This window comes from Streptomyces sp. NPDC091280 (assembly GCF_044768565.1).
In the GTDB taxonomy this organism is placed as follows: Bacteria; Actinomycetota; Actinomycetes; order Streptomycetales; family Streptomycetaceae; genus Streptomyces.
The window spans coordinates 122,967-139,146 of sequence record NZ_JBIVUZ010000023.1; the positions used below are offsets into that span (position 1 = coordinate 122,967).

The 16,180-nt window shown below is 71.0% G+C and carries 20 protein-coding genes; 18 read left to right on the forward strand and 2 right to left on the reverse strand.

The genetic code is table 11. The features are described 5' to 3' along the window. The first annotated feature begins 205 nt into the window (after positions 1–205). From ACIQPR_RS46170 to ACIQPR_RS46240, 15 genes are all read left to right on the forward strand, one after another. Positions 206–961: a DNA-methyltransferase gene (locus ACIQPR_RS46170; protein ID WP_403662771.1), complete on the forward strand. Its 756-nt coding sequence runs from the start codon at positions 206–208 to the stop codon at positions 959–961. A gap of 149 nt (positions 962–1,110) precedes the next feature. After that, a complete protein-coding gene (locus tag ACIQPR_RS46175) occupies positions 1,111–1,764 on the forward strand; it encodes a DUF4913 domain-containing protein (protein WP_403662774.1) in 654 nt (217 codons plus the stop codon). Continuing rightward, on the forward strand, positions 1,761–2,240 hold the full coding sequence (locus ACIQPR_RS46180; protein ID WP_403662777.1) for a hypothetical protein: 480 nt from the start codon (positions 1,761–1,763) through the stop codon (positions 2,238–2,240). Before ACIQPR_RS46175 ends, ACIQPR_RS46180 begins: the two co-directional genes overlap by 4 nt. An 18-nt stretch (positions 2,241–2,258) precedes the next feature. Then, positions 2,259–2,957 carry a hypothetical protein gene (locus tag ACIQPR_RS46185; RefSeq protein ID WP_403662780.1) on the forward strand — a complete coding sequence of 233 codons (699 nt, stop codon included), beginning with the start codon at positions 2,259–2,261 and terminating at the stop codon, positions 2,955–2,957. Positions 2,958–2,979: 22 nt separating this feature from the next. After that, positions 2,980–3,726 (forward strand): hypothetical protein, encoded by a 747-nt coding sequence (locus ACIQPR_RS46190; protein WP_403662783.1) that lies wholly within the window; start codon positions 2,980–2,982, stop codon positions 3,724–3,726. Positions 3,727–3,879: 153 nt separating this feature from the next. Then, on the forward strand, positions 3,880–4,239 hold the full coding sequence (locus ACIQPR_RS46195; protein ID WP_403662786.1) for an SH3 domain-containing protein: 360 nt from the start codon (positions 3,880–3,882) through the stop codon (positions 4,237–4,239). Positions 4,240–4,342: 103 nt separating this feature from the next. Continuing rightward, entirely contained in the window at positions 4,343–4,813 is a 471-nt protein-coding gene (locus ACIQPR_RS46200) for a hypothetical protein (RefSeq protein WP_403662789.1), read from the forward strand. Beyond that, positions 4,810–5,253 (forward strand): hypothetical protein, encoded by a 444-nt coding sequence (locus ACIQPR_RS46205; RefSeq protein ID WP_403662792.1) that lies wholly within the window; start codon positions 4,810–4,812, stop codon positions 5,251–5,253. Before ACIQPR_RS46200 ends, ACIQPR_RS46205 begins: the two co-directional genes overlap by 4 nt. A 16-nt stretch (positions 5,254–5,269) precedes the next feature. Next, complete coding sequence (locus ACIQPR_RS46210; RefSeq protein ID WP_403662795.1) at positions 5,270–5,680, forward strand: hypothetical protein; 411 nt, start codon at positions 5,270–5,272, stop codon at positions 5,678–5,680. 45 nt (positions 5,681–5,725) lie between these two features. Further along, positions 5,726–6,577, forward strand: coding sequence for a winged helix-turn-helix transcriptional regulator (locus ACIQPR_RS46215; protein ID WP_403662797.1), 852 nt, complete (start codon positions 5,726–5,728; stop codon positions 6,575–6,577). Beyond that, on the forward strand, positions 6,574–7,089 hold the full coding sequence (locus tag ACIQPR_RS46220; RefSeq protein ID WP_403662800.1) for a regulator: 516 nt from the start codon (positions 6,574–6,576) through the stop codon (positions 7,087–7,089). Before ACIQPR_RS46215 ends, ACIQPR_RS46220 begins: the two co-directional genes overlap by 4 nt. Further along, a complete protein-coding gene (locus tag ACIQPR_RS46225) occupies positions 7,086–8,312 on the forward strand; it encodes an MFS transporter (RefSeq protein ID WP_403662803.1) in 1,227 nt (408 codons plus the stop codon). Before ACIQPR_RS46220 ends, ACIQPR_RS46225 begins: the two co-directional genes overlap by 4 nt. Before the next feature lie 403 nt (positions 8,313–8,715). Then, on the forward strand, positions 8,716–9,978 hold the full coding sequence (locus ACIQPR_RS46230; RefSeq protein WP_403662847.1) for an ATP-grasp domain-containing protein: 1,263 nt from the start codon (positions 8,716–8,718) through the stop codon (positions 9,976–9,978). Next, on the forward strand, positions 9,975–11,126 hold the full coding sequence (locus ACIQPR_RS46235) for an MFS transporter (protein WP_403662806.1): 1,152 nt from the start codon (positions 9,975–9,977) through the stop codon (positions 11,124–11,126). Before ACIQPR_RS46230 ends, ACIQPR_RS46235 begins: the two co-directional genes overlap by 4 nt. Continuing rightward, positions 11,123–11,776, forward strand: coding sequence for an HAD family hydrolase (locus ACIQPR_RS46240; protein ID WP_403662809.1), 654 nt, complete (start codon positions 11,123–11,125; stop codon positions 11,774–11,776). Before ACIQPR_RS46235 ends, ACIQPR_RS46240 begins: the two co-directional genes overlap by 4 nt. Before the next feature lie 112 nt (positions 11,777–11,888). On the opposite strand, the gene ACIQPR_RS46245 is transcribed toward ACIQPR_RS46240, so the two are convergent. Beyond that, a complete protein-coding gene (locus tag ACIQPR_RS46245) occupies positions 11,889–12,464 on the reverse strand; it encodes a hypothetical protein (protein WP_403662811.1) in 576 nt (191 codons plus the stop codon). Positions 12,465–12,927: 463 nt separating this feature from the next. On the opposite strand from ACIQPR_RS46245, the gene ACIQPR_RS46250 reads away from it, so the two are divergent. The 3 genes from ACIQPR_RS46250 to ACIQPR_RS46260 all read left to right on the forward strand — a co-directional run bounded on the left by ACIQPR_RS46250 (position 12,928) and on the right by ACIQPR_RS46260 (position 15,730). Then, on the forward strand, positions 12,928–13,134 hold the full coding sequence (locus ACIQPR_RS46250) for a cold-shock protein (protein ID WP_403662814.1): 207 nt from the start codon (positions 12,928–12,930) through the stop codon (positions 13,132–13,134). 640 nt (positions 13,135–13,774) lie between these two features. Continuing rightward, positions 13,775–14,650, forward strand: a complete 876-nt coding sequence (locus ACIQPR_RS46255; protein WP_403662817.1) for a hypothetical protein — start codon at positions 13,775–13,777, stop codon at positions 14,648–14,650. Between the two features lie 117 nt (positions 14,651–14,767). After that, the gene (locus ACIQPR_RS46260; protein ID WP_403662820.1) at positions 14,768–15,730 is read left to right on the forward strand and encodes a collagen binding domain-containing protein; all 963 of its coding nucleotides are present in this window, start codon (positions 14,768–14,770) and stop codon (positions 15,728–15,730) included. Positions 15,731–15,857: 127 nt separating this feature from the next. On the opposite strand, the gene ACIQPR_RS46265 is transcribed toward ACIQPR_RS46260, so the two are convergent. Beyond that, positions 15,858–16,040, reverse strand: a complete 183-nt coding sequence (locus ACIQPR_RS46265) for a hypothetical protein (RefSeq protein WP_403662823.1) — start codon at positions 16,038–16,040, stop codon at positions 15,858–15,860. Positions 16,041–16,180: the final 140 nt, after the last annotated feature.

Consider the following 16,180-nt stretch of genomic DNA (forward strand, 5'->3'; position numbering starts at 1 on the left):
GGCGGGAGGTACCGGATTTCGGTACCCCTAGCGGCCACTTCTTGGACGTCGGCTGATTCGCCTCTACAGTTTTAGGACTCCCTCGCCCTCCCCGGTCTGCGGCCTCGGGCTTCTGTATGCCCACTTTCGGTTCCGCGGGGACGTGATGTGCGGGGCGGTCCTTTCCTGCGCGTGCGCATTCACCGACCCGAATCGGGGTTCCTCATTGACTTTTTCCCTGCATCAGGGCGACGCCTTGAGCATCCTTTCCAAACTTCCGGACGACTGCGTCGATTCCGTGATCACCGATCCGCCCTACAACTCGGGCGGGCGGACCGCTAAGGAACGTACGAGCCGGTCGGCCAGGCAGAAGTACACCTCCGCCGACGCCCAGCACACGCTGCCGGACTTCACCGGCGAGAACATGGACCAGCGCTCGTACGGCTTCTGGCTGACGCAGATCATGACCGAGGCGCACCGGCTCACCAAGGCCGGCGGCACGGCGCTGCTGTTCACCGACTGGCGGCAGCTGCCCGTCACGACGGACGCGATCCAGGCGGCCGGCTGGCTGTGGCGGGGCGTACTCGCGTGGAACAAGCCGCAAGTCCGTCCGCAGAAGGGCAGGTTCAAGCAGTCGTGCGAGTTCATCGTCTGGGCCAGCAAGGGCCCGATGGACGGGGCACGCAATCCCATCTACCTGCCGGGCCTCTACACGGCATCGCAGCCCAGTGGCAAGGTCCGCCAGCACATCACGCAAAAGCCCGTCGAGGTGATGCGCGAGCTGGTCAAGATCTGCCCCGACGGCGGCACCGTGCTCGACTTCTGCGCCGGATCGGGCTCCACGGGGGTTGCCGCTCTGCTCGAAGGCCGTGACTTCATCGGCGTGGAGAAGACCGAGCAGTACGCCGCCGTCGCGGCCGACCGGCTCACGGAAACCCTCCGCGCCACCCTCGCCCAGAAGGACCTGGTCCTCACCGCCTGACGCAGCAACAGCGTGCACTCCAGCGAGAGTTGACCGCCTGCCGCAATCCAGACCGGCATCCCGGGCATACCGCGCCCCTTCTGCGTGCCGACCTGTTCACCACCCTGGCGTGTCCTGCCATTCCCACGGCCGAGGAGGCCATCGCTTTCATGCCTGAATCCGCAGTACCCCCGGACGAGGGGGAGTTGGAACCGGTCCGCCTGCCCGATTCCCAGTTGGAAGGGATCGAGGCCAGTGTGCGCCGACTGATGGATGAGTCGGCGCAGCAGGCCCGCCAACTCGACCATCTCGCCGCCGCCCCGGCACCGGGCGGATCGCCGTTCGCGGCCTTCGGCCTGCCGGCCTTCGGCACACCGTCCCCTGCACCGCCCCCGGAACCGCGTCCCATCCTGGAACTGGACGGCGAGACCTACGAAGACGAACTCGACGCCCTGTCGGACTGGGTGGACGACTGGCTCCTTCCCGTCTACGGGGCCGAAGTCACCACGGCGGCACCCTGGTGCCCGCAGTGGCAGGAGCACCAGGACGTCGTCGCCTGGCTGCACGCCCTGTGGATGGCCTACCAGCAGCACAAGGATCCCGAGGCGGGCCTGTCCGGCATGGCGGTGTGGCACCGGGACTTCCTCACCCACACCATCGCCGCCGTCCGCGCGCCGGGCGGCCCGCTGTCGGCCTGCATGACCTCACCGGAGCGGCCCGCGCACCGGATCCTGCCCGGCCCGCCCCCGTCCGCACGCCTGCAGAAGACGACCACGCAGCCCGAGCCGCCGGACTCCGGCGAACCGTATGAGCTGACGGCATGAGCGGGGGAACGCCTCGGTCGGCCTTCGGCTTGAGCTTTGATCCCCGTGCCCTGACCGACCTGCTCCAGGCCCCCAGCGACATCCGGGACCTCACTCTGGCCCATCTCCAAGATGTCGTGAACGGCCAGCGCTTCGGGGTGCGGCTGACGGGTGACCTGGAGGGCTACCGCAAGCTGTTCGTCGACGCCCGCAAGGAATGGCGGGTCGTCTACGGTCTGCGTCCGGCCCCGGAGGGCGCGGTGCACCAACGGGAGATCTACGTGGTGGCCGTCAGGCCCCGGGCCGGCAACGACGTCTACGACGAAGTCGGGCGGCGCCTGGGCATGGCACGCCGGCCACTGAGCGCGCGCACGCATGCGGCCCGCTCCACGTCACCGCAGATCGCGGCCCGAGGCCCGCGGCCCGGCCCCGTGCCCTCCGCGATGCCGGGCCTGCCCCGAGCCGCGCAGAGTCCCTCGCACCGTCACACCCTTTGAGCACCCGGAACCCCGACCATGCGCCGTGATCCCGCTCCTGCGGCGGACCGGCACGCGGTGCCCTCGCTCGACTCGCGGATCGAGGCCGCCACCGGTCACGACGTCGACACCCTGTGGGCCCACCGCGACCGCGGCGTCCTCGACGAAGCCCACGCTCACCTGGTCGACCGGCACCGTGAGCTGGCCCAGGCCGAGACGGGCGTGACGTTCTACCGCACCCTGCTGAACCGCCTGTCCAGCGGAGTGCTCCCGATCGATGCCGCCCTGTTCAGCCGGATTGACCGCACCGTGCACCAACTGCGGGACGCAGCCGGCATCCGGGACGCCGCTGCGGAGCGGGTGCTCGCCGCCCTGGAACCGATCGAGGTCACTGCCCGCGCGGCTCCTGACGCGGCGGCAGAAACGATCTCAACTGCCGCTCAGGCGGCGCTGCTTGCCATCGCCGGCGGAGCCAAGCTCTACGAGCACCTCCTGACCGGTCGCCTCGCGGTCACCGCGGCCTGCGGCACCCGCATCCCCTATGCCGAAGCGCAGCGCCTGGTATCCGGCGGTCTTGTCGCCGTCGACACCAGCCACCCGGTCCACGCCGGACAGCCCGTGAGCCTCACGGACGCCGGTCGCGCCGTGCTCGCCAGCCGCCGTCCCGCTGTGGGCGGGGTGCAGCCGGTGGCGGCGCGGCCCGGAGCGTGGCCGTCCGGCCTCGCCCCCAGGCGCTGACCAACCACCGAAAGGCCCCTATTTGCCCTCCACCGCATCGACACCCGCCTCGGGACACCTACCTGAAGTCTCCTTCGGCGTCGACGAACTCGACGCCGACGAGGAGATCTCCCGTGACTTCAACTGTCGGGTCGGAATACACGAGGACATGCTCCTCCCGCTCGCCGAGTACCACACCGTCGGCGGTGAGCACAGCTACTACGTCCTGTTCGACCGCACCGCCACCTGGGGTCACCCCGGAGGCCCCCAGTACATTGCCGTCCACCTGAACCGGTATCACGAGAAGCGGACGTTCGACTTCGAGACGGCCTCGCTGCCGCTGCCCTCGATGGCGCAGTCCTGGCTGATCCACCGCGGCTGTCCCGCCGACGCCATCGGCCTCAACCCCACGCTGGGACCGCCCGCGGCGGATGAGGCGACGAGGGCTCTGGAACGACGCCTCGCGGGCGATGGCGACCGCCACGCGCTGGGCTACTCCTACACGTGCGACGACCCGGACGACATGGTCACCGTCGTCGTCCTGCGCGCTCTGGACGAGCGAGCCGCCTCCCCGTTCCGTGTCGTGGTCGAGGAGGTCGACACCGATGCGTGGACGCACACGCTGCGCGAGGGCGCCTTCGCCGAGGTCGAGGACGCCCTGACGTGGTGCGACGACCGGCTCAGCGGCACAGCTGGCCCCCTCCCGCCGGTCAGGCCCGCCACGTTAGCGACCCGCTCGGGACTCCTGCCCACTGCGCCTCTTCCGCGCCCGCCCGGCAGATCACGCTGAGCAACGACGCGGGCGGGCGCGGCGCAACATAGCCGACGATCGCCGGTTGGCCAAACCGGCGATTCTCCGGACTCTATTTGCGGCGGCCGGGACAACAATTCCGGCCGATTCCCCCACCCTTTTCTCCTTTTTCTGCTCGGAGGTTTCTTCCGTATGCGTTCCACCCGAATGGCGATATCCGCAGCCGTGCTCGGGGTGCTCGCCCTGCCGGTTGCGTCGGCTTCGGCGGCCACCGCGGCCCCGGCATCCGCTGCCACAGCGTTGCCCGCAGTGTCGTGCAGCAGCAACCCGTACCTGCCGTGGGCCGTCCACGGCACCAGCGCCGTGACCATCCGAGCCAAGGCCACGACCGCTTCCACGGCAGTCGGCATCCTCTACAAGAAGCACCGATTCACGGTGCACAAGACGACCAAGGGTGCGACGTGGGTGTACATCACCGACAAGACCACCAAGGTCACCGGATGGGCGTCCGGCACCTACGTCTACCGCGACGTCCGCACCTGCCTCGACTGACGAGCACTCGAAATCAACCGGCCGCCGTTCAAGCCGAGTTGGCTGCCTCTTCGCATTCTCGGGCCCGGGGAACGCTCGGCCCCTGCCGCCAAGGAGTTCCTTCTTGTCCGACGAGATATCCGACGGCACGGTCGATGTCGCGGTCGTGCTCACCGAACAGATCGAAGCCCGCTTCGGGCTGAGCATGGAGCAGATGAAGGCCGCCGTCGCCGCGGCGCCGGACGCCAATCCGGACGCCACCGACATCGTCCACTGGCATGGGCTTCTCCTGGAATCCCAGACGGTCCTCGACCGTGCGGAACACGACCTGATGGTCGTGCTGGAGGCCCAGCCCGACCCCGTTGCCGACCGGACTCATGCCCTGGTCCGCAGAGTGGAGGCGGCGGTTGTCGCGCGCGACGGGCGGGCCCAGGCGCTGCGGTGGTATCTGGACCCGGCGGTCCCCGTCCAGCAGGGCCTTGCCGCAGACCCTCGCGCCCGCATCCGTGCCGCCCGCCGGGGGCCCGCCGTACCGACCAGCGCCCCGCCGCGTCCGGCCGACGCACCGCAGGCCGCGAAGGGCGTGAAGCGGTGAGCACGCGGCGCAGGCCCAGCTCCGTGGACGCCCGGCTACAGCAGGTCTTCGATGCTGCGGTCGATGACCTGTACGAGATGGTGGTGCTGCCCGATGCCTCACCGGCCCTGACCCGCGCCCTGGAACTGCGGTCCTTCCTCGCCCTGGCCGAGGAACAGGTCGCCAGAGTCCGTGACCGCGTGCACGACGCCACGGCGGTCGGCCGCGACATGGGCGAACTGTCCCCCGACGCCCTCCGGTTGGATGCGGAGTGGCTGAAGGCGGCGCTCGACGCCCGCGCCGGGTACCGTGCCGCGGTCGACACCCTGCTGCGCGCCATGCCGCCGGCCGGCCCGCGTGCCCGGCCCGTGCGCACGGCGCAGCCTCCGGTAACCACCGCTCTCCCCACGGCTGTTGCCGCCCCGGCACCGCAGAGTGCCGGGGCGGCCCGGGCCCGGTAACCGAGAAAGCACCTGATTGCCTGACCTGACGTCCACCGACATCGCCGGACGTATCGAGGATCTGTACGGCGCCCCGCTCGCCGACCTCGCCACTCATGTGCAGGACCGGCCGCCCGGCATGCTCGCCGCTCTCCTCGGCGTGCACGACAGCCTCGTCTTCGCCGAGCACAGCGTCGCGCTGAACCGCGAACGACTCGCCCAACTCATCGATGGCGAAGGGCGGATCGGCGCGCACGAGGTGCCGCACGTTCTCGACTGCGCCCGCCGGCTCGCCGAAGCGGTCGCCGTCCGCGACGTCCAGTCCGCCACTGGCCTGGCGGTACTCCAGAGCCTGGGGCGCGTTGCCACCCCCGAGCCGCCCCCGGCGCCGGCCCCCGCCGTGGCTGCCCTTCCCGTGGTGGTGGCGAACGCCGCCCCGAGCCGCTGACCTTCCGCCGATCCCCCTTCCTTCGTGCACCCAGGAGTTGCTTCCTTGACTCTCACCGGTCTGCCTCACGACGCCGACACCGACATCGCCCGGGTCTCCCAGGCCCTCGCCATGATCACTCCGCGCTGGAACGCGCGGATCCTGCTGGCCCTCGACGCGCAGCCGCTGCGCTACAAGGAGATCGCGCGCAAGGTGCCGTGGCTGCTCAACGGCCAACTCCATCTCAAGCTCAGGCAGTTGTGCGATGCGGGCCTCGTCCGGCGCACCGAGCACACGACCCGTCACGTCACCTACGGCCACACCGACCGGGCTGGCACGCTGCTGCCGGTCCTGCCGCTGATCGTCACCTGGGCCGAGAAGAACCTGGAGCAGCCGGAGAAGCCGCTCCCGGCGATCGAGCAGATCGAGGACAGCCTCACCCTCCTGACCCGGCGGCACGCCGTGGCGCTCCTGTGGGTGCTGAAGGTGCGCGGGGAGAGCAGCGGCCGGACGCTGGCCCGGATCGTCATGCCCGACAGCGACTGGACCAACGTCTACCCGCCGCTTCGGCAGCTCGTGGCCGACGGTCTGATCGACACCGACGGCAGCGGACACCCCTACCGGCTGTCCGCTGCCGGCGACGCACTCGGACCCGTCCTGGGCGCGCTGTCCGCCTGGTCCGCAGGGCAACCCTTGCGGCAGGCCGCGCACCACCCGGTCTGGGGACGTCCGGACGCCGCGTCCGCAGCCCAGAAGTGGGTCAGCAATCCGTCGCGGCGTCCCGTCCCGGCCGCCACGCTGGCACCGGCCACCACCGGCCGGAGCCCGTCCCCGGCCTGGCGGCACGGCGGCCTCTTCTCGCACGCCGGCCCCGCCCGGCCGCCGGCGGCCCTGCCGACCGGAGGACCGCGCCGATGACCATTCTCTCCACGTCCGGCGTCGAGCACGCATGCACGGTGCTGTCCTCGCCGGCCCTGATCCGCCTGATCACCGAGATCGACGACAACGGTCCTGTCCCGCCCCGTGCGCTGCGCCGCACCGTCCCCGACGTACCCGGAGTTCACCTGCGCCGGGACACCGGCCGGGCCCGCCTCCTGGGTCTCGTCCACGTCCAACCGGGCGCCGGCCTCGCCTTGACCGTGTCGGGAGGGGAACTGGCCGGCGTGTACGACGAGTTGGCCCGCTGGGCGCGACGCCACGCGTATCCGGCACCGGTCTGCGACTTCACAGGCCGGATCCAGCACACCCTCGCTCTCCTGACCGGGCCACCGCTCCGGTCCTCGCAAAGCGGACACCGGCGATGCGCCGACGGTCCGGCAGGGGGCGTGGAGGACGGCGCGGACATCGCCCGGCTGCGGCGTCTCCTGGAGGAATGGCTGCACGACAATCCGCTGGTCGCCGGGGTCGCTGATACCGGGATAGCCGCGTGAGGGCAGACCCCGCCCGCCACGCCCGCCACCCGGCCTGGTCCTTGGCGCGTGGCGTGTACCTGCCGCGCAGCGCTGACGGTGCCGCGTCCGCCATGGCCACCTACGGCATCCCGCTCACGGTGGTGGCCACGACGGGGTCGGCGGCGCTGACCGGACTGGCCTTCACGCTGGAGTGGCTGCCGCGGCTGGGCGCGTTCACGGTGGCCGGTACAGTCGTCGACCGTTACGGATTCGCCCGGGTCTTCCGCACCGCGTGTGCCCTGCGGGCCCTGTCCGTCGCGGTGGCCGCCTTCCTGATGGCCGTGCCCGGAACCGGGGTCGCGGCGGTGGTGACCGTGATGACCCTCGCCCCCCTGACCGGTTTCCTCAGCGAGTTCAGCTACGTCGCGGCGGAGACCGCGGGCGGCGGGGCGAGCCGGACGGCCAGAGCCCGGGCGCACCGGGTGCAGTCCGTGTTGCTGGGGATCGACCAGACGGCCATGCTCGCCGCGCCCCTGGGCGCGGGCCTGCTGCTCGAACACGGCGGACCGGCCATCATGCTCAGCGCACTCGCCGCGTTCTCCCTGCTCGCCGCCGCCCTCGCCCCCGGCGGGCCGACCGCGCCGGGCGAGGCCGCGCGCGGCAAGGGCGGACTGCGCACCGGCTGGCGCACGCTGCGCGCCCTGCCCGCTCTGGTCTGGCTGATCGGCGGCCTGATCGTCTCCAACACGGCCGTCGCGCTGCTCCAGGCGGCCGTCCCGGTCATCGTGATCCGCGAACTCGGGCGCTCCAGCGCCCAGGCCGGACTCATCTGGTCCGCAGCGGCCCTTGTCTCCCTGCTCGCGATCACCGTCGCCCGTAGGGCGATCGACCGGTGGGGCCTGTGGCCGGTCGGCGCCATCGCCGCCACCATCGCTGCCGGTGCCACGCTCGCGGTGGCTCACACCCACACCTACAGCGGATACCTCGTGCTCATCGCCGTCCTGATGGCCGGCGAGGGCGGCCTCACCGTGGTCCTGCGCACTCTGCGCTCCCATCTCATCCCGCCCGACGTGTTCGCCAGCACGCTCGCCGTGACCATCCTGCTGCTCCTGCTGCCCTACCCCGCTGCGGGACTGCTTGTCGCCGCCCTTCCGGCCGCCTCACTCGGGCACGCGATCACCATCGCCGCTCTCCTGCAGGCCCTCGGCCTCGCGACCGCGTTCGCACGGCTGCGCACCCTCGCCGAAGTCTCCACCACTTGACCTCCCGGTAGGAGAGGACACCTCGCCGCCCATGCCCGCCATCAACCGGGACGGACGTCCCGGATTCGGTCTCCCGCACCAGGACGGATCCACCACCATCGACCAGTTCCGCGCGTTCGACGCCCAGCACTCCGGTGTCTACCGCGCCCTGGAGCAGCTCGTCGCCGACCGCCTCGGCCAGGGCGCGAGGCGGGTCGGGATGAAGGCCCTGTTCGAGGCCCTGCGCTGGCACCACCTCTACGAGGTCGAGGGACTCAACAACAACTACACGGCCCTGTACGCAGGGCCAGTTGATCGCCGCATACCCCGACTGGGCCAGCGTGATCGAGACGCGCCGCTGGCGCAGCCCGTGACATCCACCACCCGTTCGCCGACCGTCATCGGATCTTCGAGGAGCCTGTTCTTGTCCGACCGTTCTGTCGTCCTGGTCGTCGCCGCCGATCGGGAAGCCGAGGGCTACCGTGGCACTTGCCTGAAGTCGGTGGCCGCCGCCTACGACGTCGTTCTCATCACCGGCGAGGAACCCTCCTGGGAGGTGCCCTACCTCCGCGACTGCGTGGTCGTCGCGGACCCGACAGACCAGGCGGCGCTGTCCGCCGCCGGCCGCGTGCTGGCCGAGCGGCACCGGCTGGCCGGGGTGCTCACCTGGACCGAGTGGCTGCTCGTCCCGGTCGCGCGCCTCGCCCGCCAGCTCGGCCTGCCCACCGCGGGTCCGGAGGCGATGCGGGCGTGCCGCAACAAGGCCACCGCACGGACCCTGTTCGCCCGCCACGGCGTCCCCTCCGCCGCCTCCGCCAGCGTCCGCAGTCTCGCGGAGGCGCAGGACGCCGCCGTACGGATCGGCTACCCGGTCGTGTGCAAGCCCGCCGCCCACGCCGCGAGCATCGGCGTCATCCGCGCCGACACCCCCGAACAGCTCGGCCCCGCCTACGCGTTCGCGCACCGGGTGGCCGGGCTGGGGCGCGAGAGCCGCAGCGTATTGGTCGAGGAATACCTCGACGGGCCCGAGGTCTCCGTCGAGTGCGTCACCCACCGCGGCCAGAGCACCGCGGTCGCCGTCACCCGCAAGACCGTAGGGCAGGCGCCGTTCTTCGAGGAGACGGCGCACTCGGTCGACGCGGCCGACCCGCTGCTCGACGTGGTCGCCCCCGCCGCGCGCGCGGCGATCCGCGCGCTCGGAGTCACCGACGGCGTCAGCCACGTCGAACTCCGCCTGGTCGACGGCCGCCCCCGCTTGATCGAAGTCAACGGCCGCATCGCGGGCGACATGACCAGCCACCTCGTGCACCTCGCCACCGGCATCGACCTGGCACGGGCTGCCGCCGACATCGCCTGCGACCGCACCCCCGACCTCACCAGCACTCGCGCCTCGGCCGCCGCGATCCGCCTCCTCTACCCGGACACCTCCGGCACCCTCGACCGTCTGGCGTACGAAGGGGACCGGCCGCCGTGGCTGGAGCGCCTCCACCTCCAGCACCACCGGGGTGATGGCCTGCTGCTGCCCGCCGACGGGGGCGACATGTTCACCGCCCGTATCGGCTACCTGATCACCACGGGCCCCACCGCCGCCGTAGCCACGTCGCGCGCCGAACAGGCCGCGCGCAGCCTCGACTTCCACATCACGCCCCGCACCCCCGGTGCGTGCGACGGCGGCCGGGCCGCATGAGCCGTCCGCCCGCCACCTCCCGCCAACGGAAGGTGCTGACCGGCTACTTCCTGGGACTCGGCGCGGTGATGGCCCTGTGGGGTGCACGGATGCCCGCCGTCCAGCACGCCGCCCACCTGAGCACCGCACGCCTGTCCTTGGTCCTGCTGGCCGCCGCCGGCGGCATGGTCGCCGGACTCACCCTCGGCGGCCGGCTCGCCCGGCCCGAGCAGCTGCCCGCCCTCACCCTCGGCGGCGGCTCCGCTCTCGCCGGATGCCTCGCCGCCCTGGGCCAGTGCACCACCCTCGCCTCGCTGCTCCTGGCCGCGCTGGTCTTCGGGGCCGCGCACGGAATCCTCGACGTTGCCCTCAACACCGCGGCAGTGCGCTGCCAGCACGCCATCGGCCGCCCCGTCATGGCGTCGCTGCACGCCGCCTACTCCGGCGGTGCCCTCACCGGTGCGGGACTCGCTGCCGCAACGGCCCGCACGCCGCACAGCGTGATCTTCCTCTTGACCGGCCTGGTCCTGGTCGTCCTCGTGCTCGCCACCGCATCCCACACCCTCGTCTTGTGCGGCCCGGGGCAGGCTGTACCCACCGGGCCCGGAGACGGCGAAGGCGGCCGGGTGTTGCCGACGGGGAAACTGTGGCTGCTGGGCGCGCTGGCCGCCGCGACCCTGCTCGGCGAGGGGGCGGCAGCCGACTGGGCCGCCGTCCACCTGCACAGCCTGCACGCCACCACCACGGTCAGCGCCACGGCGTTCGCCCTCTACAGCGCTGCCATGATGACCGGCCGGCTGACCGGCGACACGCTCACCACCCGTTTCGGCGCCCCCACCGTGGCCCGGGCCGGCGCCCTGCTCTCCGCGGTCGGCCTGGCCACCGGCGCGTCATCCGACAGTGCGTCGCTCGCCCTGGCCGGGTGGGCCGCCTTCGGGCTCGGGCTGTCCACCACGATCCCCTCGCTCATCACCGCCGCCGGTCCCGGCGGACCCACCGCGGTGGCCACCGTCTCCGTCACCGGCTATGTCGGCCTGCTCGTCGGCCCCGCCCTCATCGGCGCCCTCGCCACCGCCACGTCCCTGTCCACGTCCCTGCTGCTGCCCGCCTTCCTCGCCGCCACCGTCGCCGCGCTCGCCCCCAAAGCCTTGGAGAAACCAACCCGTTGACCCGCATTCCCGTATCCCCGATCGGCGTGGACGCCGTCATCCTCGACTACAACGGCGTCATCGGCCTGCAACCGACCCTCGGCCAGTGGCAGCACCTCGCCCGGCTCGCAGACTGGCCCGACACTGGCCTCGCCTCCCTCCAGCACGCCTTCTGGAATGCCCGCGAACCGTACGACGCGGGGGAGTTGAGCGACCTCGCGTACTGGGCCAAGGTGCTCGGCTCCCACCCCGGACCGCGCCTGCTGCGTGAACTCCGCACGGCCGACACCGCCATGTGGACCCGCACCGACTCCCACGTCCTCGACCTCCTGTACCGCGCCCGCGCGTCGGGGCTGACGATGGTGTTGCTCTCCAACGCCCCGGCCCACCTCAGCAACGTCCTGGACGCCACCGACTGGCGGCGCGAACTGATGGACGACGCCCTCTACTCCGCACGCCTCGGTCGGTGCAAGCCGGATCCAGCCGCCTACGAACACGCCCTTACCGCCACCGGCATCCCCGACCCCGGACGCGTCCTGTTCGTCGACGACCGAGAGGACAACTGCCTGGCCGCCGCTGCCCTTGGCCTGCGCACGCTCCACTACGTCGGTCAACCGGCAGACCTGGAACGGCAGTTGCTGCCCCTGCTCGCGGACAGCTCCAGTACCTAGGTCGATGCCGTGCACTCCGGCTGCTGGGCCCCGCCCGGCGCGGCGCCGCCCGTCCCTCCAGTAGCGGCTGCCTTGTGCTGGCGGCGGGAGGGGCGGGCGCTTCAGCTGGTGGCTAGATACTGAACTCGGCGTCCCCGACCGCGAACCGGTTGATGGTCACGGTGTATTCCTGCGCGTCGGAGTCGTTCAGGGAGCAGCTGGTCAGCAGTAGTCCGGAGAAGCCACTGTTGGTGAGGTCGACCCCGAGCACGCCTCCCTTGAAGGGGCCGTCGCTGATGCGTCCGCCGTCCAGTTGGGCGGTGGCGGCGTGGTTGCCGGTGCTGCGGAAGGTGACGTCGTCGATGGCCGTTCGCGTTCCGGTGTTCCAGGTGACCGTCACCTTGACGTTGCCGGGGCCGATCGGCTGGTGGCATGCGGCGGGGACGGCGCCTTCGATCTTGAGCGTGCCGCTGGTGATGGGGGTCGGTTCGTCGCCAAAGTGCAGGCAGCGGTTCACGGCTCCGGTGCCGGAGACCTTGACGGGCTGCCTGGCGGTGGTGAAGGCGTGGGCGAACGTGATCGTGAGGTTGCCGCTCTTGCAGGCGACGGTGTCGTAGTCGTCGGCTGCGGCTGCTGTCTGGCCCAGAGGAGCGGCAGCGAACGTTGTGGTGGCGAGCAGTGTTGCGATCAGGGGAATGCGCAGGCGCATGGGGATCCTCGTTCGGTTCCAGGGAGGGGAGGGGATAGGTGGAGCGAACCCGTTGTGGTGCCCGCCCGCCCGTGTCCACGCCCCGGGCCGCGGCAAACGCCACTCGAACGGCAGGTCTGCCCAGGGAAGTGCCAGGACCCTGGTAGCGGCGGGCCGTAGTGGGATGCCGGGCTCGTGCGTGTGCTGCGCTCGCCGGGGGAACGCGTGGGGCTCGGCTGCGTCGCCCTGCGGCTGCCTCGCGCGGGAGCGTGAGGACCATCGCCCGATAACTCTCGGGAACGCCTACGGGCGGGTGTAGGGGACGACGAGGACGGCCGTAGAAGGGCCGGGGTGGCACCGGCAGGGGAACCGGCGGGTCGGTAGACCGTCTGCGGCAACCGGGGTGGAAGACTCGTCAGATCGCGGAGAGGTGCCCCCGGGGGGCGTCTCAGCCAGGGCATTCATCACAGATGCGGGAGTTGCAATGGCACAGGGAACGGTCAAGTGGTTCAACGCGGAGAAGGGGTTCGGATTCATCACACCCGAGGGCGGTGGTGAGGACGTCTTCGTGCACTACTCCGAGATCCATTCACGCGGGGTGCGGTACCTGGAGGAGAACCAGCGGGTGCAGTTCGAGATCGGCCAGGGCACCAAGGGCCCGCAGGCCACCAGCGTCACGGTGATCAGCTGACGTTCCGTTCATGGGGCGGCGAACGCAGTCGGTCTCGCCGGGGCGTAGACAGCAGTACAGTCGTCCCCGGCGAACCCAGCCAGAGCCAATGGCCGTGGGGCACCTGCGTGAGTGACACCTTGGCAACGCCCACTCCCACTCCGGCACTGCCGGATAGCCCGTGGACAGTTCAACAGCGCATAAATCACGTCGGACGGCGGCCAGTGCTTCCACAGCCTGGACGGTCACGGCGTGCTGCGACACGACTACGCGCGCAAGAATCCGGCTGCATCTGTCTGGTCGGCCTGGGGCGGACCGCCCGACAACCCGTTGCGGAAGGCGACGTTCTCCGCCGCCGCGCCTGCCTCTTTTTTCGCCTCTACCGTGCCGCTCACCCGCGCAGTGGGGAGCATTCCGGCCGACACCCGCCAGTACCGCACTCTCCCCATCGCCCAGTTTGGTGCCGTCGCATACCGAGGCGCCCCGTCGCCGAGCCGAACGCCAGCGCCCTGGTCCCCTGCCGAGCCCACGCACTCCAGGGCCGGCACATCGAGCACCGGGCCCACACTGGCGGCCCGGCTTGACCCGTCTGCCCGCCCCGGCAGATGACCGTCGCCTCCGACGCCACCGGGAGCCAACCGCTGCTGAGGAACACCACTACTTGTCCCTGCACGCCCAGCACTTGTTCACCGACCTGCTCGACCTGCCCGTCCACGAACGGCGGGTGGTCGGCAACGGCTGCTACGCGGTCATCACGCCCGACTCGCCGCTGCGCTTGCGCATCGACATCGCCGAGTCCGTGCGCGTGCGCGAGTACGGCGGTCTGCGCCTGACCATCCTGCACCCGGACCACGGCGCCCTCGACCAGAAGCACCTGTCGTTCGCCGACCACGGCACCTTCGCCGTACGGGACGCCCGCCTCGGCAAACGGCCCGGACACGACGGGTACGGCGTCATCCGCGACTGGCACCACGACGACGCCTCCCCCTGGATCGGCGCAGCCGTCCTCCCGTTGAGCCGTGCCATCCAGGACTACCTGACCGTCTGGGCGCCCGAACCGGCAACGGCCGGCAGTGCAGACTGCGTCCGGCGGCGTACGGCTCGACTCGAAACCGATCCAGAACCGGCCCGGAGACGCTGGCTCACCGACGTCGGCTTCCTCGCCCGCCTCCATCGCGCTACGTCCATCTGGCTCGACATCGTCGACCGTGCCCTCGATGACGATCTGCCTCTCACCGAGGCACTCACCGGCAGCGAGCACGCCGCTCAACTGCTCGGCGTCCCAGCGCAGTTCGGCGTTCTGGTCGAGGCTGAGGCCGCCGCGCGGATCGTGCACGCCGCCGGCCTGACACCGAGCGTCCTGCGCGGCACCACCGTCATGCAGGGACTGTCGCATATCGCGACGCTGCCGCCCGAAGAACAGCACCGCCTTGTCCAGGCCGCCGCCCGCGGAAGAGAAATCGACGCCCCCGCAGGCCTTCCAGAGCAAATCCGTCCGGCCCCGACCCTCCAGCCGCCGTCGGCCCGCGCCCGCTGACCGGCCCTTCCTGGCTGCCCCCGAAAGCCGTCCTGCCCGCTTCCTCTTCAGGAGAGTTCCTTCTTGCGTATCCGTTGTGCCCGCTGTCTGCCCTGTGTGGCCCTCACCGTCGCCACCGTGACCGGCGCAGTGGCCCTGGCTCCGGCCGCGTCTGCGCAGACCCCGGAACCGGCCCCCTCCGCCTCTGTCGACGCGCTCAGCGCGGCTGGCAACGGCGGCGTCACGATCCTCACCAAGGACCCGGTCGGCGATGTGCTGGCCGGAGCCGCGTTCATCCTGCTCGATTCCAGCGGCCGGCATATTGCCAGCGGCACCACCAATGCCGAGGGCCGGCTGGCCTTCCAGGACCTCGCGCCGGGTGTCTACCGCCTCAAGGAGGTTTCCAGCGGCAGCCCGCTGCACGAGGTCGTCGACGACCAAGACGTCATCGTCACCCCCGGCGCAGACACCCCGCTGGCGATCACCGACCCGTTCAAGCCCGCCCATATCACATTCAAGGCCAGGGACAGCAAGACCGGCAAGGTGCTGCCCGGCTCCACCGTCAACATCGGCACCGGTGACAGGACTCTCCTCACCCTCACAACGGGCCCGAAGGGCACCGCCTCCGGCAAGCTGCCGATCTCCAGCCGTACGACGCAGTTCTGGGCCAAGGAGACCAAGGCACCCTCCGGCTACGCCCTGAACAAGCCCGCGAAGACGTTCACCGCCAGGCCCGGCGCCCCGGTCACCGTGATTGTCACCCACTCCAAGGCCACGACCGGCTCAAGCCTCGCTCCGAGCGAGAAGGCGACGGACCAGCCGACCAGTACGGCAACCACGCAGGGCGACAAGACGGCTGGCGGCGGCACCTCGGCACGCCCGGCGCACTCGGCGGTATCGGACACCGACTCCTCGCTGGCGGCCGATGTGTCCGACGGAATCACGTCCGCGACCCAGGCTGGCTCCCTCGCCCACACCGGAGCCGATGCCAGCCGGTGGCTCGTCGGCGGCGCAGGGTTCCTTGTCGCCAGCGGTATCGGGATTCTCGTGGCCGCCCGTGCTCGCCGCACCGACGAGAACGCACCGGCCGGCGAAGACTGACACAACTGCATCAACTCTGATGCCAGGGCCCGGGAGTCACACCGACTTACGGGCCCTTCGCGTTGCCCTGTCCCGCCCAGCCGATCTCGCATGCCTCGATGGCCCCGTCGTACGGCATGTACTGGATTCAGCAGCGTGCCCCGAACACCTCCCGGAACTCCTCGACACTGCCAGGGTCCCGTACGTCCAGCCACGCGTCTGGAGCCGAGCGCACGAGTTCCACGCGTTCCACGATCTCCCGCTGTGCGTCCGTGGGCAGTTCTCCCATCACGTCGGACGCCAGTTCCTCCACCGCTGCCCCGCACCGCATCGTGCCACCCCATACTCGCCATCATTTCTCGGCACCGTACGACTTAGGGCTTGCCGGGAAACAAGTCGTGGCTTCCGGCTGCCGGACTCGTTGTTCTGGTATGGGGAGACCGGAGGGGATCGAGGCCGTCCTGGCAGCGA